Source organism: Staphylococcus sp. AntiMn-1, from assembly GCF_001663395.1.
Classification (GTDB): domain Bacteria; phylum Bacillota; class Bacilli; order Staphylococcales; family Staphylococcaceae; genus Staphylococcus; species Staphylococcus equorum.
Map to the genome: position 1 here is coordinate 2,292,775 of NZ_CP012968.1, position 18,094 is coordinate 2,310,868.

An 18,094-nucleotide genomic window follows, 5' to 3' on the forward strand; every position below is an offset into this window, starting at 1 on the left:
ACACCTCCATATACTTTCTTCTACCACTTAATATTTTTTGAAAACGAGAATGAGAGAAAAAATATTATTTTGTATAATAATTAATTGGATATTTTAATTTAAATTTGAAGTAAAAATAAGCGATGAAAATGACTTTTAGTCTCAACTAAGACCATAAAATAGATGTTTTATTTATTTTGGTATATTTTTTATACTTATATGTTGACTATGTTATTGAGAGGTGTTATATTTATCTCGAATTCGAAACAAATTGAAAGTTGGTGACGTAATGGACCGTACAAAAGAATCATTAAATACATTCATAGGATTAAACCGAACGGTAGACTATTTGGAACAAATTGTTAGGGCAGACGTTCAACGTTATGGCTTAAATCTTACAGAATTTGAAGTAATGGAATTATTGTATAACAAAGGTGATCAACCGATACAACGTATTGGACAGAGAGTATTAATTGCTAGCAGTAGCATCACATATGTTGTAGATAAATTAGAAGAAAAAGGTTTTGTAATCAGAATACGTAATGAACAAGATAAACGTGTTACCAATGCTTCGATTACCGATCAAGGACATGCATTGATGGATGATATATTTCCAGAACATGCAGCAACGTTAACATCAACATTCTCGGTACTTACCGATGAAGAAATGACCACATTAAAACAAGCTTTGAAAAAAATAAGTGCTCAATCCACAGAAGTGTAGTAGCACTTTTAAAATTTAGTGAAAATTACTTCGAAATCGAGATAAATTATAAAATAAGGAGTTTTATTATGACAAACAATCAATTATTAGGTATCCACCACGTAACTGCGATCACTGACGATGCAGAAAGAAACTATAAATTTTTCACAGAAGTATTAGGTATGAGACTTGTTAAAAAAACAGTAAACCAAGATGACATATATACGTATCACACATTTTTTGCAGATGATGTAGGTTCACCAGGAACAGATATGACATTTTTCGATTTTCCTAATGTGCCAAAAGGTACTGGAGGAACAAATTCAATTTCACGTTCATCGTTTAGAGTTCCAAATGATGCAGCGCTTGAATATTATGAACAACGTTTTAATGACTTTGAAATAAAACATGATGGCATACAAACGTTATTTGGCACAAAAGTTTTACCATTTGAAGAAGTGGATGGTCAAAGATACCAACTTGTATCAGATGAACATAATACAGGTGTTGCACCGGGTACACCATGGAAAAATGGTCCTGTACCAACAGACAAAGCTATTTATGGATTGGGGCCAATTGAAATTACAGTTAGCTATTTTGAAGATTTTATCAAAATATTAGAACAAGTCTTTGGTATGAAAGTGAAACATGAAGAAGAAAATGTTGCTTTATTAGAGGTCGGCGAAGGTGGCAATGGCGGTCAAGTAATTTTAAGAAAAGATGCTGAAGGACCAGCATCGCGTCAAGGCTACGGTGAAGTACATCATGTGTCATTTAGATTAAAAGATCATGAAGCAATTGAGCAATGGATGGAAAAATATAAAGAATTAGGTATAGGTAATTCTGGCTTAGTAGATAGATTTTATTTTGAAGCTTTATATGCACGTATTGGTCATATATTAATTGAAGTATCTACAGATGGCCCAGGTTTTATGGGTGACGAACCATATGAAACACTTGGAGAAAGTCTAGCACTGCCACCATTTTTAGAAGAACAACGTGAATATATTGAATCAGAAGTCAAACCATTTAACACAAAACGATAAAGTACTCGCGTTTAAAAAAAGTGCAAAGGTAAATAATTAGGGGGGAACAATTATGGAAGCAATTCAACACATTCATCATATTTCAGCAATTGTAGGTAATCCAGAAGAAAACATTCAGTTTTATAGAGATATATTAAATTTAAAATTAATTAAAAAAACAGTGAATTTCGATGACCCGTCTACGTATCATTTATATTTCTCGAATGGCAACGTCGATAATGGAACGATATTAACGTTTTTCAATTGGCCAAATGCGCATAAAGGTCGTATTGGTGCAGGCCAAGTTGAAAGAATTGCGTTTAGAATTCCAAAAGATGCTATTGCAGCTTGGGAACAACATTTACTAGAAAATGATATAAATGTAGAAAGAACACAGTTATTCGATAAAGAAACTTTAGAGTTTGATGATATACATGGTTTGCCATTGGCACTTGTTGAAGGAGAAAAAAATGCAGATAATGACAAAGACATTATTGGTTTTCATGGTGTAACGATGTTGTCGATGGATCCAATAGCGACTGCACGTACCTTAACAAATGATATGGCATTGTCGCAAGTAAGTGAAAACGATGATTATATCCATATTGAAACAGCTGGTGATTGGCAACATCACGTCATGGTTCAGAAAGTCGCACCGGAAGAACATGTACGTTGGGGTGTTAGCGTTGTACATCACATTGCTTGGTCTGTACCTACAGATAAAGACCATCGTGGTTGGCAAGTAAAAATGACAGGAAAAGGTTACCACGTAACAGATGTTAAAGACCGTAATTATTTTAATGCAGTTTACATGAAAGAACATGGTGGTATTATTTTTGAATTTGCGACAGAGGGGCCAGGGTTTACCGTTGATGAACGGTTTGAGGAACTTGGTACACATTTGATGTTACCACCTCAATATGAAGAAAAAAGAGAAGAACTTTTACGCCATTTACCACCAATTAAAATATAATGATGTATGATAATAGCAATTTTACACAGTAGCAAGTTTAATGAATATAATACACAATTAAAGGAGATGTCGATATATGGAACACATTTTTAAAGAAGGCGAAGCAAACGCACCTACATTTATTTTATTACATGGTACAGGCGGGGATGAAAACGACTTGTTACCATTAGGTGAAGTATTGAATTCTAAATATAATGTATTAAGCGTTAGAGGAGAGGTTTCTGAAAATGGTATGAACCGTTACTTCAAACGTTTAGGAGAAGGAAAATACGATATCGAAGATTTAGAATATAGAACAGAGCGCTTAATTACATTTTTAAAAGAAGCGGCTGATAAATATAACTTTGATTTAGCACAAGCCATACCGGTAGGATTTTCAAATGGCTCAAATATAGCGATTAGCATGATGTTACATGATGATATTACATTTAAAAAAGCATTGTTATATGCACCACTTTATCCTGTTGATTTAGTGAACAATAAAGATTTAAGTGATGTAGATGTATTACTTTCTATGGGAGAAAACGATCCAATCGTTACTGTAGAAGCTAGTAAGAACGTAATTGATATTTTTGAGAGTCGTGGAGCAAATGTGACGCAAGTTTGGGTGAATAGTCACGAACTGACGCAAGCAGGTATTCAAGCAGGTCAAACAGTATTAAATCAATAATATATAATAATGAAAAATGTGAAACATTAAAACAATAGCAAGAAATAGAAGACATAAACTTCATGTGTGTAATAGAGCGCATGCAGTTTATGTCTTGTTTTTTAATTTATAGATCATAATAACTAGATTTAAAATAGATAAAAAATAAGAGTCACTCTCAAAATAGAGTGACTCAGTGCGGTGGCAAAATATTCAATTTTGTCTGTATCCTATAAAACTGATTTTCTTTCGGAATATAGATAATCAATTATGTGTTATTCGGGTTTGTTTTTAAGTATACCTTTAATAAATATTGGAATTAATAGAATGAAACCGAAAATACCCATGATAGGGAATACTTTGCCTATCAATTCGATAAAACCAATAAAAGTTGTAGCAAAAGTAATAATAGCCATTATGGTAATTAAAATGTAATACGATTTACTATAAGGCTCAGTAAAGCGTGAAGCGAACGCATACATTAATCCTACGACTGTGTTATAAATAACTAAAATCATAACGATAGCCATAAATACACCAATAAAAGGGGAAATATTATTGGCTAGTAATAATGATGGGAGTGCAACGCCTGTAATTTGGGCAAATTCTGTAACCATACCGAGATTGAGCATTAATAATAGGAAGGTAATGATAATACCACCAAAAATACCGCCCCAAATAGTTGATTTCTCAAATTTTAAACGACCTCCCATTACTGAAAGGAAGCTAAAAGCAGCAGCAATTTGTAAACTTCCGTAATTGATGGCATCGAACCACCACCAGTTATCTGTGCGGCCTTCACTATTTGCATAGCTGTTAGCAGCCTCAAAATTAAATTGGCCAGTTGAAAAATAATATATGGCAATAATCGTTACAATTAAGACTAAGAATGGGGTAACCATGCCTAATACAGTAATTAAGCGATCAAATTTTAAAAATAGTGTTAATAAAATAACTAAGATTAATAAAAATGAACTAAGACCATAGGGAATATCAAAACTTTCATTAATTGTAGATACGCCACCTGCAGTCATAATCATTGCTAATGCAAATAAAAATAATGTTAATATGACATCAAATATCGTTGCAATAGTACGAGGTAAGTAAAATTTGATCGGTTCTGTATGGCTATGTGAACGCAGACGATAACCTGTGTTCAGTACAAAAACCCCGCCAACAGTAATAATCAAGCCAGTAATAAAAACGCCATACACACTAAAATTACCGTTACTTGTAAAAAATTGGAAAATTTCTTGCCCTGTAGCAAAGCCAGCACCTACTACAACACCGACAAATGCAAAAGCAACAATAATAATTTCTTTTAATTTATTCATATTGTTTGGAATCCTTTCATGACAATTCATTATCCGAATTAAGTTATGTTATATAAAAAGCATCACAATAGTTAATTCTACCTTAAAAAGGAAGAGAAATAAACACGAAAGTTTATTTGGTGTAGACATATGTATATCAGGAGAGTACTTAATGAGGTATTTCGGAATAACACTACGATTAAAGTGAAATATGTGTGGGTATATAGTGAAGGTCATTTTAGTGCGTTAAACTTAAAATTTTGATAGTATGTTTTTCTGTTAATGAATTTTTGAAAGAAAGTATACAAAAATTGTTTGATATTAAAAATAGAGAGAGGGAGTTATGTGACTTTACTAAACTTACCATTAATGTTGCTCATCGTTATATTTTTAGCGCTCGGCATTTTCAGCCAGTGGTTTGCTACCAGAATTAAATGGCCATCGATTGTAGTCATGGCTATCGTAGGGTTACTCGTAGGGCCTATATTTGGTCTGATTAACCCTCAAGAAAGTTTAGGACAAGAAGTGTTCAGTCCGCTAGTATCATTAGCTGTAGCTATTATCTTATTCGAAGGAAGTAGTAATTTAGACTTTCGTGAATTAAAAGGTATTTCTAAGGCAGTGATGCGTATCATTACTATAGGAGCTACGATTGCTTGGATCTTAGGTTCAATTGCCTTACATTATGTATTAGGATTCTCATGGGCAATTTCACTCGTCTTAGGCGGTTTATTTTTAATAACGGGGCCTACCGTAATTCAACCATTATTAAAACAAGCTAAAGTTCGAAAAAGTGTAGATTCAATATTAAGATGGGAAAGTATCATACTTGATCCTATTGGACCTATGTTAGCGCTCGGTGCTTTTTATGTGTTTCAAATATTTGAGCAGGGCTTTGAATTGCAAATTATATTGAGTTTCGTCTTACGCTTCTTAGTAGCTGTGGTCATCGGTTTTGGTGCATCATACTTATTTATGTGGCTGATTAAACGTGATTTAATCCCTCAAAATCTCATGCCACCGATTCAATTAGTCTTTATTTTATTAATATTTGCTATTTGTGATGAAATTTTACCAGAATCTGGATTACTTGCAGTTACAATTTTCGGTTTAATGATGGCACGTATGAAACGTCACGATTTAATATTCAAAGAATCTGATCATTTTATTGAGAACACGTCATCAATCATGATCTCGACGGTATTTATTTTAATTACATCTTCTTTAACATTAGAAGTGTTAAAAAGTGTCATGTCATGGAAATTATTTATTTTCTGTGCAATCATGATTATTTTAATTAGACCGATTTCAATCATACTGGCTACGATAAATACAGAAATTTCAAAACGTGAACGCGCGATGGTATCTATGATGGCGCCGCGTGGTATTGTCGTACTTACTGTTGCTCAGTTTTTTGGTGGCTTATTTGTAGAGAAAGGTACACCAATGGCTGAATTCATCACGCCAGTTACTTTTGGATTAGTGTTTATTACCGTAGTAATTTATGGTTTTAGTTTCTTACCATTGAGTAAAGTTATGAGGCTTTCAAGTACAGAACCACCAGGTGTAATCATTGTAGGAGAAAGTGAATTTGCTTTTCATCTCGGCACAAAATTGAGAGAACATAATATTCCAGTTATGGCATTTAATTTATTTAAAAATACGTCTCAACGCTCACATGATTTAGATTTTGAAATTTTTGAAGGCAATTTACTGTCTAGTAATGATCGTATTTATGCAGATATGACGCGTTACAACAAATGTTTACTCATGACGCAATCATTTGTATTTAACAGTCTAGCATTTAATGAATTAGTCCCAGAATTTGGTTTGAAAAATGTAGATATGATGCCCGTGTCGTTTAGTGATGAACATGCACGAAGTAATGTGGACGGGCCAATCAAAAATCATATCCTTTTTGATTGGAATTTTACATCACGTTGGTTTAACCGTTTTATTAAAGATCACAATATTATAGAAATACCAGTATCTTGTAAAGGTGAGTTAACTAAAAATGATATGATACTTTATCATATTAGTGATGGTAAAGTCGTAACATTCAAGCGTGGTAATAATAATCCTGTAGAATCAGAAAAAGGGATGATTGGTTATTTGAAAGACGCTTATTTACATCAGAATATATAGAAAAAATCCATTTGCGCAATAATTTATTGTTAGCAAATGGATTTTTTATGCATTTATTGAGTTGTTTTAATTTACGAAGCGGTCATGCATTAATTCTTTTAAGATATCGATTTTTTCTTGGATAGTTTGACCTGAATTCGTATCACGTATTTTTTTACGTTGTAATTCTTTATCTACGACGCGACGAATCGAAAGTTCATCAGCACCGTTAAGCAGAACATGCTCTTTCGAATTAAAATGTTTATGAGCTACAAGCTGCATACCGAATGAGTTATAAAGTAAGGTATAGCCTGCGATACCAGTCGTTGATTGGTAGGCTTTTGAGAAGCCGCCGTCGATTACGATCATTTTACCTTCTGCTTTAATTGGATTCTCGCCATCAATTTCTTTCACAGGGGTATGTCCGTTGATAATATGGCCTTGTTCAGGATCTAAGCCAAAGTCTTTTAGCATTTTTTTACACATATCTACATCTTCACGTAAATAATAATATGGGTTTTTAGCTTCTTTATGTGCTGATTTATCACTAATAAAGTAACGTTCGAAAGTTGTCATTGCTCGTTTACCAAATAGTGAAGAATATTTACCAGTCCATAAATACCACACGAGATCAGTTGCTAAGTCATCTTCAATTTCTTTATTATCGAATGCTTTTCTGACGTGAGTTTCAAAGTAGTCTAATAGATTTCGACCATAGCGTTTTTCACCGTCTATCGTCATAGATTCCATTTCACCGTTTTCATCTACAGGAATGCAACCATGGATAAGTAAATTACCGTTATAAGGCAAATAGAGCTTACCTTTTTGCATTAAGAAAGTCATATGACGTTTTAATTTTTCTGATTGTTGAACAGATAATAATAAATTGTTCATCACTTCTTCTTCTTCTTCAAGTAATTTATTAGGATCTTCAGGATCAATTGTTTGGAAACAAGTGTTTTCTAACGTGTAAGTCTTGCCGTACAATGTTGCTTCATTTTTTGCATAGTCGATATTTTCTAACACTAAACGTTCTTCCATTTCGAATGCTGGACGACGTTTAATAATAGGCGCTTCTAATTTAAACTGTAAGATTGCGACAGCTTGATGTATTTTCGTAATTTGTTCTAATTCTGCTTGGGTTAAATCCTGAGTATTTTTAGGTTGAAATGCCTTATTATTACCATCATAGTATTTCTCAGCAATTGTTAATAATGGACGTAAATTAATACCATAGGCATCTTCAACAATATCTAAATTATTGTAACGTGCACAAATGCGCAGTAAATTGGCTAAACAAACCTTAGAACCAGCATATGCTCCAATCCATAAAACGTCATGATTGCCCCATTGAATATCTACTGAGGGATAATCAATAAGTGTTTCTAAAATTTTATCTGGTTCTGGTCCACGATCATAAATATCACCCACAACATGTAAATGATTAACTACTAAATGTTGGATGGTAAATGATAGACCGATGATTAAATCATCAGATTGTTCAAGCTCTATGATTTGATTGATTAATGTTTCGTAATAGGAATGTTTGTTATTGTATTTATTACTTTTATACAGTAATTCTTCAATAATAAAGACATAGTTTTTAGGCAGCGATTTACGTAATTTTGTTCGTGTATATTTTGATGAGGCATATGTAATCAATTTAATTAAACGATTAATTGTAGTTACATACCACTCATCTAATTCAGCTTTAGAAGTAAAATTATTTTTTATTAATTTTATTTTTTCTTCTGGGTAGTATACGAGTGAGGAAAATTCATTAATTTCTTTACGTGTTAAAGTATCTTGGAAAATGTCATTGATTTTTGACAGTACATTTCCAGAGCCATTACGTAACACGTGTTGGAAAGCATGGAACTCACCGTGTAAATCACTGACGAAGTGTTCTGTGCCTTTTGGAAGTTCTAAAATAGATTCCAAATTAATGATTTCTGTAGCCAATTCTTCTTTTGAGTGGAATTGTTCTGAAAGTAAATCTAAATATCTGTCCTTTACGCTTTTATCCGTTGTTTTACACATGATTTATGTCACTCCAGTTGTATAGTTTTTGTAATGTTTTGTATTACAGCTATGTAAAGCGCTTTCATTATATAGTTTTTATTGTAGCATTAATTTTGATTATTATGTCTATTTCTTATTATATTATTAACTGTAAATAAATTCTAAAAAATGGCTTAATAATGTATAAAAGATAGAAAATGTATACATAAGCTTATAAATAAAAAAGTTCGATTATTACAAAAATTAATGTAAAATAACATGTTACTCAAATACATTAAAAACGATATTTATATAAAAGTTGTGGGAAACATACATTTTTGTGAATTGTAAAAAGAGATTAAAAGCACCAAAAGAGAATTATTACACTTTTAATTTTAAGCGTTAAAAACGCTTATATATCAGTGTTCAAAGTGCCATAAAGCCTTTTTATTAAAAAATATAAGAAAAAACTTTCTGATAAGTGGTTTAAAATCTCTCTGATTTTTGTATAATGAATGCATGTGACAAAATCATAAAATAAAAGGGAGTTTGTTCAATGTTTACATTGGGAGCATCATTACAGAGTCAAGTAGACCCGAACTGGCAAACTTATATTATGCTAATTGTTTATTTCATTGTTTTACTAGGCATAGGTTACTATGGCTTTAAACAATCGACAGGCAATGTCAGTGAATATATGTTGGGCGGCAGAAATATTGGTCCATATGTAACAGCACTATCCGCAGGTGCATCTGACATGAGTGGTTGGATGATTATGGGACTACCTGGGGAAGTTTATACAACTGGGCTATCAGCAGCGTGGTTAGCGATTGGTCTAACTATAGGGGCATACATAAACTATATTGTTGTAGCACCGCGTCTCCGTGTATATACAGAGAAAGCTGGGGATGCCATTACGCTACCAGATTTCTTTAAAAATAGACTAGATGATAAATCTAACTCTATTAAAATAATTGCCGGGGCAATTATTGTTGTATTCTTTACGTTATATACTCATTCTGGAATGGTTTCAGGTGGGGTATTATTTGAAAGTGCATTTGGTGTAAATTATCACTTAGGTATGGTAATCGTAGCAATTATTGTTATTGTATATACATTCTTTGGTGGTTATTTAGCAGTATCATTAACAGACTTTTTCCAAGGGGTCGTTATGATTATCGCTATGGTTATGGTACCGATTGTTGCTATGATGCAGTTAAGTGGACTTGATACAATATCACAAGCAGCAGAAATAAAACCTACGAATTTGGATTTATTTAAAGGTACAACAGCAATAGGTATTATTTCATTCTTTGCTTGGGGCCTAGGTTATTTTGGTCAGCCGCATATCATTGTACGTTTTATGTCTATCAAATCAATTAAACAAATACCAACAGCAAGACGTTTTGGTATCGGTTGGATGGCAGTCAGCTTATTAGGTGCAGTAGGGGTTGGTCTTACAGGTATCACATTTATTAATAGTGGTGGCGCAGACATACAAGATCCAGAAACACTATTTATTTTAATGGGACAAATTTTATTCCATCCGCTTGTTGGTGGGTTCTTACTTGCTGCTATTTTAGCCGCGATTATGAGTACAATTTCTTCACAATTGTTAGTGACATCAAGTTCATTAACAGAAGATTTTTATAAATTATTCCGTGGTGAGAAAGCAGCCAAAGAACATCAAAAAGAATTTGTTTTGGTGGGACGTTTATCAGTAATCGTTGTAGCACTTATATCGCTTTGGATTGCTTGGACACCAAACGACACGATTTTAGGTCTTGTAGGTAATGCATGGGCAGGTTTTGGTGCAGCATTTGGACCACTTGTTCTATTGTCATTATATTGGAAAGGCTTAAGTCGTACTGGTGCAGTAAGTGGTATGTTAGCAGGGGCAATTGTAGTAATTATATGGATTGCATTTGTTAAACCACTTGGTGAAATTAATGATTTCTTTAATTTATATGAAATCATACCAGGCTTCTTAACAAGTTTAATTGTAACGGTTGTAGTAAGTAAATTTACTAAAAAACCTGACATCGATGTTGAAGGGGATTTAGCAGATGTACGTCAAACTGTTAAAAGCGTTGGCAAGAAAAAGTAAAACATAATTTAAATAAGGGGTTTAAATTATGTAGTCAAAATTAAACAAATAAGCTAGATGAAGTTTTATATTAAACTATAAAGTCACTCATTTAGTTTAAAACGGGAGAAATTATATATAATAAAAGACTAACTTCAAAGGGGAGTTAGTCTTTTTTTGATATATTTGGTTTCAAAATTTGGAGTATTTCGATTTATTACTGAATGATACTTTTTTTAACAATTGATATTAAGCATGCAATGTTTGCGATATTTAGTTTGCGGTAATTTATAAAGATAATGATTTCCTAGGAGGAGAAAAAGATGATTACTGTAAATGCGATAATGAAAATTGATCCGTCAAAGCGTGATCAGTATTTAGCGTTAGTAGAACCGCTTGTATTAGCAGCTAACAAAGAAGATGGCGCATTGTATTATGCACATTTTGAACGAACGGATGAGCCAAATACATTTGCTTTTATCGAACAATATGAAAATGAAGAAGCTTTAGAAGTACACAATGGCACAGAACACTTTCAACACTTCTTCAAAGAAGTTACGCAATATTTGATTGCAAAACCAGATATTAAGGTTTCTCAAACTAAATAAAATACCATTTCAAAAATAAGAGTCTAAACTTACACAATCTCGTGAGTTTAGACTTTTTATGCCTTTTAATATGGTCGATTAAGACACTAAGCTGTTGCAGTGTAATATAATGGTGTATAATTTCATGTTGGAAGCAATTATAAAAATACCCCTATTTTAAAAAGTAAGTAATACGTTTTAGTAAGGAGAGAAGAAATAATGTTATATCAACACGGAACTTTAGGTACGTTGATGGCAGGTTTATTAGAAGGCACTGCTACGATTAACGAAATTTTAGAACATGGTGATTTAGGTATAGGAACGTTAACTGGTTCTGATGGTGAAGTTATTATATTAGATGGTAACGCATATCATGCCAATGAATATGGTGAGTTCAAACAATTAGAAGGTAATGAAATGACACCATTTTCTACAGTTACCCCTTTCAAAGTAGATAAGCAATTTGATGTTCGCTATATCACGGACTCTGAAGCTTTGTTAAATGAAATACAACGTCAAGCAGCGAGTAATAATATATTTATAGCTGTCAAAATCACCGGTAAATTTGAAATGATTCATGTCAGAATGATGCCGAAACAAGAGAGACCTTATACTAAATTAATAGAATCGGCTAAAAAACAACCTGAATATACGCAAGAACAAGTGCATGGTACGATTGTAGGATTTTATTCTCCACAATTATTTCATGGCGTAGCTGCAGGAGGATTTCATTTACATTTTGTTGATAAAAATAAAACGTTTGGTGGCCATGTCTTAGACTTTGAATTTAATAGTGGCTCAGTAGAAATTAGTAATATAGAAACACTTGAACAACACTTTCCTGTGAATAATGATGAATTTTTAGAAACAGATATCGATTATTCAAGCGTTCATGAAGATATTAAAGAAGCAGAATAAATCATTTGGGCGATATAAAAAGATTTTTTACATCATACTAACAATGAAATGATTTATAATAAATTGTCTATGATATTATCCAATCAAATACGACAAAATATTTTTCAAAAAGTGTTAAAATAGTAAAGTGATGTTTTAAGTTGGACATATGTAATTTTTACGATAATAAACAATATTGTATTAAATATTGAATTGTTAGTAAGCTGAGATAAATAGACTACATGTGTTTACGACCTAATAAGACTGGGATATAAATACAACATACTATGTCGTAAATGTAAATTTGAGATTACACAGTAGCTGTCTGATATCTAATTGTACTTATATCAAACTTTTAAGATATTTAGTCAGCCTTGTGGGGGTTGGAATACGAAATCAAATTTCACATTTTTGATTTCTCTCCTTCTCCCATTTTTATTTGTGCTTTTTAAAGACTTTAATTTGTAGAGCACACACGTATTAAACTAATGAAAAATAAAATATTAAAGGAGATGAACACCAACATTGGTTAAATATTTAAAGTCACTTGTTCGATTTAATTCCATGAAAATCGATGTTGCTAAAGGTTTAAGACAAGCTATATTAATGTTTATCCCACTCATTATTGGTTATTTAATGGGTCATCTTTCTACAGGATTATTAATATCTACTGGTACTTTAGCACATATATATGTATTTGGTGGGTCATCTAAATCAAAACTGCGTATCGTATTTTTCTCATCGATAGGGTTATCTATTGCAATGATATTAGGTACGCTCACAGTAAGCCAACCACTTATCTTTGGTGTATTGCTACTTATTGTTACGGTCATTCCGTATTATATATTTAGTTCATTGAATATACCTGGACCTTCATCGACGTTCTTTATTGTTGCTTTCAGTTTACCTTTCAACTTACCTGTAGCTCCAGAAGAAGCTTTATATAGAGGGCTCGCTATGTTTGTTGGGGATTATTAGCAACATTAATTGTTACTATACTTATAGTTATTTCTAAAGAATCTGCAGAGTCAAAAGCCATCAAAAATGACTATAATATCATTAAACAACTTATTTATAATTTTGATGATCCGAAGGCATTTGCTAAAGCATCACAATTCGCAGTGACTGCTTTTCGAAATTCAGATACTCAACTGATTACTTCTAGTACTGCGAAATCTAAAGAATCGCCCGAATTTCAGCGTTTGCTATTACTTCATAATACAGCGCAAGGTATTCATTCAGAATTATTAGAGCTGAATGAAAAGAACATGCGTCCTTTACCTAAAGAAATCAAAGAAATGGCAGATTTTGTAATAAAACTTGTATACTCTGAAGGTAATTTTAAAAAACAATGGACAAAAGCAGTGGAAATTGATGACCAATATCAAAATCTAGTTGATAATATATTCAAAGTAGATGCAATCATGAATGCAGGTAATGAACGTGTAGAACATGAAATTGATATTCGTGTTCCTATTTATGGACACCGTATGTTAACAAATTTAACTTTGGATTCCTTTGTGTTTAGAAATACATTACGCTATACAGTTATTATGGCTATTTCAATTTTTATTGCACTTATGTTTGGCTTTGAAAAAGCATATTGGATCCCTTTAAGTACACATACAGTACTATTAGGTTCAACAACGTTACATAGTTTTGAACGTGCTGGATCTAGGGGCGTTGGTACAATTATAGGTGTGCTTGTATTATCTCTAATTTTATTATCGACGCCACCGTTACCAATTGCGATTATCTTGTTAGCTGCAGCAGCAGGTGTGACAGAGGTATTTGTGGGTGCTAACTATTCATTCGCTGTTATTTTTATAACGATTCAAGTGATCTTGTTGAATGGTATAGCAGCGAATCACTTAACAATTTTAATTGCATTACCACGTGTGATTGATGTAATTGTGGGTATCGCAATTGCTGTTATTTGTTTATTGGTAATAGGCAGAAAGACAGCGTCATCCATGTTACCAGCAACACTAGCGGACGTAGCAAGAGACGAGGCAGTATTATTCCATTACTTGTTTGCAAGTAGTAAATATTCATCACGAGAACAAGACAAACAAGAAATGCTTCAGTTAAGCGTGAAACTTAATAACATGAAGCAAGTATATAACAGCGCAAATGGTGAACTGTTTAGTAATAAGATGGTCATACAGTATTATTATCCGAGTATTTATGCTCTAGAAGAAATTAGCTTTATGCTTACAAGAGCTTTGAGTAATGAAGAAAGGTATCATATAGATGATGAAACAATGGGTGAATACTTACTTATTTTTGAAAATATAGCAAAACATTTTGAAAGAGGTTCGCATATTAAAGTTCAAGAAATACCCGAACTACCTCAGTATATGCACATTAAAACATCATTGATGAGCATTCAAAATAATTGTATGAACGCAAGACAAAAAGTAAATTTAGCACAAGTTTAAAAAGCAAGCCAACCTTTATGATGAATGAAATCACTGGTTGGCTTGCTTTGTTTTTTATTTGTTTTAAGGTGTCAAACAAGTTTTCAAGTATGAAAGGAAGTCTGAGGTTTGTCTGAGGTAAGACTGTCCCTAGTGATCTTGTTTATTTTTAGCTTCTTGTTCTGCTTTCTTTTCTTCTTCCTGTTTCTTCTCTTCAATATCTTTCTTAGCTTCAGTTCTTTTCTGTTCTTGTTGTTTTTCTTGGTCTTCCATTTTTTTATAACGTTCTTTTTGTCTAAAACCATAAGTACTTTCTAATATGAGTTCTTCATTGTTTAAACCAGCACCAATTGCACCGGCAACTGTTGATATAGAAGTAGCAAACCAAGCAAGATTTATATAAGTGATTAAATTTGCGGAGCCACCCATTTGTAAAGTTTGACCTAAATAGCCTGAAGGCAAGACTACAAGAGTAGCAATTAAGAATAAAAAGAACAATATTATATAATAAATGATAAGTGAAACAGTTAACGTTAGCACTGTCGTCAAATTATATAACATCGTAACTCTTTTATTTCTACTTTCTTTTTTCGATTCCCATAAATGGTGCGCTACAATAATCCAAAACATCATGCCCAAAATGGCGACTACCATCATGAGTAACATGCGCCAAGATGAATAAACATAACTTAAATTCCACATCGTAGTAAAAACGATACCAAAAGCACCAGTAGTGAATGCGATGGCTACGACATTACTCAAGCTACTGAGCATGTTTAATGGGTTGTTTGCAAATGTCATACCACTGATTAAACGAAAAGAACCTTTTGTATTAGATGAAACAAAATAGTGTGTATGTTTGGAATTTGTGTCTTCTAAATATGCTGTGCGTGATTTTAAAGTTGAAAGTGGAAATTGTGATTTTAATTTCTCTTGACTTCCTTTATCGTTGTAATCATTTTTTTGTAAATCCTGTGAATGATCCATATTCACAGTTTCAATAATTCCAACTATAGATTTTTGTATACGTTTTTGAACTGGTCGCCATCCATAGGAAGGTACGGAAATTAAACTGGCACCATTACTTTTATTAATATCAAAAGCGATAACATTATTATCTTTAATAATAGGGAGGTCAGTCAGTCCTATAGTGTATTGCCAATTATTATTATTTTGGTAGTTAGCAATTTTTTCGAATATTTCTTTGGAAGTTTCTGCAGAACCGGTAAGGGGATCAACAACTGTATTGATTTTCCATTCAATACCTTTAGCGAAATAATTCGCTAATATGTCTGGCAAGTTATTTTCAAGATTGTGAGCGATTTTTTCCGTTATACCTGGTGCCGCTACTAATCCGATTTCAATCGTCCTATTTGTCATTGGAATCCTCCTCACTGTGTGATAGTTTTTTGCCATTATTGTAATCTGACGCTTGATTAGTACTATTAGTGTTATCGTCGTCTTGTTCTAGTTCTTTATATCTATAATATTGTCTGAATGAATATGTTACACGTTTGATTTTTTCAGCATTTTCAACTGTTGAACCCATGGCACCAGCTAAAATACCCAACGAAGTGATAAACCAAATAAGGTTAATATAGTTGACAAAAGTTGGTTGTTTTTCATTCAAAGAAGTCCAGCTAGAAAAGATCTCTGGTGGTACAAATAATAATGTACTTATTGTGAGTAATATAAATAATGCAGCAAAATTAAAAATGGTGATAGCGAATAATGTAGTCAATGTCGTGAAATTGTAAATGAAACGATAGGATTGTTGTGTTTTTGGATTTGGGCGTTCCCATAAATTATATGAATATATTAACCATCCGACCATGCCGCTTATAGATAATAACATGAGTAGAATAAAGCGCCAGTATTCATAATCTAAGCTCAAATCCCATGGTGTTGAGAAGATTGCGATATATGTTCCAGTTGCAAAGGATACTGAAATAATTTTTTTGAAATCTAAAATAGCAGACCAAGGTTCATTAGAAAAAGTCATGCCTAAGATTAAATGAAACCAACCTAAAAATGATGTTTTAGAAACAATACGCTTTCTATTATCTTGTGTGTTATCTTCATTTGGTATAACTTCATTGAATTTTGTTAATTTAAAATACTTTGATTTCAAAAGGCTTTTATCTGAACCTGAAGTAAAAAATATTTAACAATAAATGTAATAAAATGACGTAGCTTGTGTTTTAAATTCACAGCACCTAATGCTGGCACAGATATTAATGCTGTTTTGTCATCTAGATTTATATCACAAATCACAGTTTTATTATTAGATAGGCTTGGTAAATCAGTGATACAAATTGTGTAGTCCCAATTCTTTTGTTTTTTATATTTGATGCGATATCTAGTGCTTTATCCATATGTTCAGCTGTCCCAACCATGGAAGCGACATGTGTTTCAAAATCCCAATTTGTTTTATCATCTACATGGTTATGGATATCATCGGCTAGATAATCGGAAATTTTATTAATAAGTTTGTGTGGCATGTCAGGTGAAGGAATTAAACCTATCGCTATATTTGTCATTATATCCCTCCTTTTTAAATAGTGTGTGAAATGATTAGATTCATACTTTAATTCCCGTTCATTAAGAAAATTAATCATTGCTATCTATTTTGAGTTTTTAATTGAAAGTGTATATTGCTTTGTTTGTAACTTTTCAGCAGTGGTAAACAACAATTAAGACGAAGAATAAATTATAACGTAGGAGGTTAAAGTTAATGCCTTGGACAATGGATGATTACCCACAAAGTTGGAAAAACATGGAAAAATTAGAACTTAAAAAAGCAATAGATATTGGAAATGCGATGCTTAAAGATGGTTATAAGGAAGATAGAGCAATACCTATTGCAACTAAACAAGCTGAATCTTGGTATAAAGACGCTTCTAAAAAAGAATTAGACGAATTGAAAAACAAGAAAATAACTAAACATGAAAAAGATGATTCAGCGAACCCTGAATTAAATAATAAAGATGTTCACGTTTATTATGAAGATAATAAATGGAAGATTAAAACAGACGGTGCTAAGCAAGCTTCTGATAGTTTTGATAAGAAAGAGGATGCGATGAAACGTGCACGTAATATTGCTGATAACAGATCGACAGAAGTGAGAGAACATAAGAAAGATGAATAGCAATCAAATATTCAATTGTCCCATGAAATAATAGAACATAGAGTATGAGATTTCGGGACATAGATACTAATCGCCGAAGTACTATTCCGTTAACTTGATGGACTAGTACTTTTTTTATAAACATATTTTAGTTTGAAAAAACAACGATTTTTTAAAAGTGTACTTTATCATATTTGAAGTATCTTTTTA

14 protein-coding genes and 1 pseudogene are annotated in these 18,094 nt (G+C 32.4%); 10 read left to right on the forward strand and 5 right to left on the reverse strand.

The window, feature by feature from the left end; genetic code table 11:
• The first annotated feature begins 268 nt into the window (after nucleotides 1–268).
• From AOB58_RS11005 to mhqD, 4 genes are all read left to right on the forward strand, one after another.
• Nucleotides 269–703, forward strand: coding sequence for a MarR family winged helix-turn-helix transcriptional regulator (locus AOB58_RS11005; RefSeq protein WP_064783594.1), 435 nt, complete (start codon nucleotides 269–271; stop codon nucleotides 701–703).
• A gap of 68 nt (nucleotides 704–771) precedes the next feature.
• Nucleotides 772–1,728 carry a ring-cleaving dioxygenase MhqE gene (gene mhqE, locus AOB58_RS11010; protein ID WP_021338588.1) on the forward strand — a complete coding sequence of 319 codons (957 nt, stop codon included), beginning with the start codon at nucleotides 772–774 and terminating at the stop codon, nucleotides 1,726–1,728.
• Nucleotides 1,729–1,780: 52 nt separating this feature from the next.
• Complete coding sequence (locus tag AOB58_RS11015; protein WP_064783436.1) at nucleotides 1,781–2,680, forward strand: VOC family protein; 900 nt, start codon at nucleotides 1,781–1,783, stop codon at nucleotides 2,678–2,680.
• 76 nt (nucleotides 2,681–2,756) lie between these two features.
• Nucleotides 2,757–3,350, forward strand: coding sequence for a methylhydroquinone degradation carboxylesterase MhqD (gene mhqD / locus AOB58_RS11020; RefSeq protein ID WP_002506699.1), 594 nt, complete (start codon nucleotides 2,757–2,759; stop codon nucleotides 3,348–3,350).
• 254 nt (nucleotides 3,351–3,604) lie between these two features.
• Here the strand turns inward: mhqD and AOB58_RS11025 are convergent, their stop codons facing one another.
• The gene (locus AOB58_RS11025; protein ID WP_021338586.1) at nucleotides 3,605–4,663 is read right to left on the reverse strand and encodes a YkvI family membrane protein; all 1,059 of its coding nucleotides are present in this window, start codon (nucleotides 4,661–4,663) and stop codon (nucleotides 3,605–3,607) included.
• Between the two features lie 348 nt (nucleotides 4,664–5,011).
• On the opposite strand from AOB58_RS11025, the gene AOB58_RS11030 reads away from it, so the two are divergent.
• Nucleotides 5,012–6,787: a cation:proton antiporter gene (locus AOB58_RS11030; protein WP_203226410.1), complete on the forward strand. Its 1,776-nt coding sequence runs from the start codon at nucleotides 5,012–5,014 to the stop codon at nucleotides 6,785–6,787.
• A gap of 66 nt (nucleotides 6,788–6,853) precedes the next feature.
• On the opposite strand, the gene AOB58_RS11035 is transcribed toward AOB58_RS11030, so the two are convergent.
• Entirely contained in the window at nucleotides 6,854–8,806 is a 1,953-nt protein-coding gene (locus tag AOB58_RS11035; RefSeq protein ID WP_021338584.1) for a fructose-bisphosphatase class III, read from the reverse strand.
• Nucleotides 8,807–9,323: 517 nt separating this feature from the next.
• Between AOB58_RS11035 and putP the strand changes: the two genes are divergently transcribed.
• The 4 genes and pseudogenes from putP (at nucleotide 9,324) to AOB58_RS11055 (ending at nucleotide 14,778) form a co-directional block, all read left to right on the forward strand.
• The gene (gene putP, locus AOB58_RS11040; protein ID WP_064783438.1) at nucleotides 9,324–10,874 is read left to right on the forward strand and encodes a sodium/proline symporter PutP; all 1,551 of its coding nucleotides are present in this window, start codon (nucleotides 9,324–9,326) and stop codon (nucleotides 10,872–10,874) included.
• Nucleotides 10,875–11,176: 302 nt separating this feature from the next.
• Nucleotides 11,177–11,461, forward strand: a complete 285-nt coding sequence (locus AOB58_RS11045; RefSeq protein ID WP_021338582.1) for a putative quinol monooxygenase — start codon at nucleotides 11,177–11,179, stop codon at nucleotides 11,459–11,461.
• A gap of 198 nt (nucleotides 11,462–11,659) precedes the next feature.
• The gene (budA, locus tag AOB58_RS11050) at nucleotides 11,660–12,358 is read left to right on the forward strand and encodes an acetolactate decarboxylase (protein WP_021338581.1); all 699 of its coding nucleotides are present in this window, start codon (nucleotides 11,660–11,662) and stop codon (nucleotides 12,356–12,358) included.
• A gap of 504 nt (nucleotides 12,359–12,862) precedes the next feature.
• A pseudogene (locus tag AOB58_RS11055) lies at nucleotides 12,863–14,778 on the forward strand (FUSC family protein).
• A 129-nt stretch (nucleotides 14,779–14,907) separates the two neighbouring features.
• On the opposite strand, the gene AOB58_RS11060 reads toward AOB58_RS11055, so the two are convergent.
• From AOB58_RS11060 to AOB58_RS13850, 3 genes are all read right to left on the reverse strand, one after another.
• Nucleotides 14,908–16,137 carry an MFS transporter gene (locus AOB58_RS11060; protein ID WP_021338579.1) on the reverse strand — a complete coding sequence of 410 codons (1,230 nt, stop codon included), beginning with the start codon at nucleotides 16,135–16,137 and terminating at the stop codon, nucleotides 14,908–14,910.
• Nucleotides 16,127–16,888 carry a hypothetical protein gene (locus tag AOB58_RS11065; protein WP_237283154.1) on the reverse strand — a complete coding sequence of 254 codons (762 nt, stop codon included), beginning with the start codon at nucleotides 16,886–16,888 and terminating at the stop codon, nucleotides 16,127–16,129. Before AOB58_RS11065 ends, AOB58_RS11060 begins: the two co-directional genes overlap by 11 nt.
• Nucleotides 16,889–17,027: 139 nt before the next feature.
• Entirely contained in the window at nucleotides 17,028–17,297 is a 270-nt protein-coding gene (locus tag AOB58_RS13850; RefSeq protein WP_237283155.1) for a hypothetical protein, read from the reverse strand.
• 194 nt (nucleotides 17,298–17,491) lie between these two features.
• Between AOB58_RS13850 and AOB58_RS11070 the strand changes: the two genes are divergently transcribed.
• The gene (locus AOB58_RS11070) at nucleotides 17,492–17,905 is read left to right on the forward strand and encodes a DUF2188 domain-containing protein (RefSeq protein ID WP_002506709.1); all 414 of its coding nucleotides are present in this window, start codon (nucleotides 17,492–17,494) and stop codon (nucleotides 17,903–17,905) included.
• The last annotated feature ends 189 nt before the right edge of the window (nucleotides 17,906–18,094 follow it).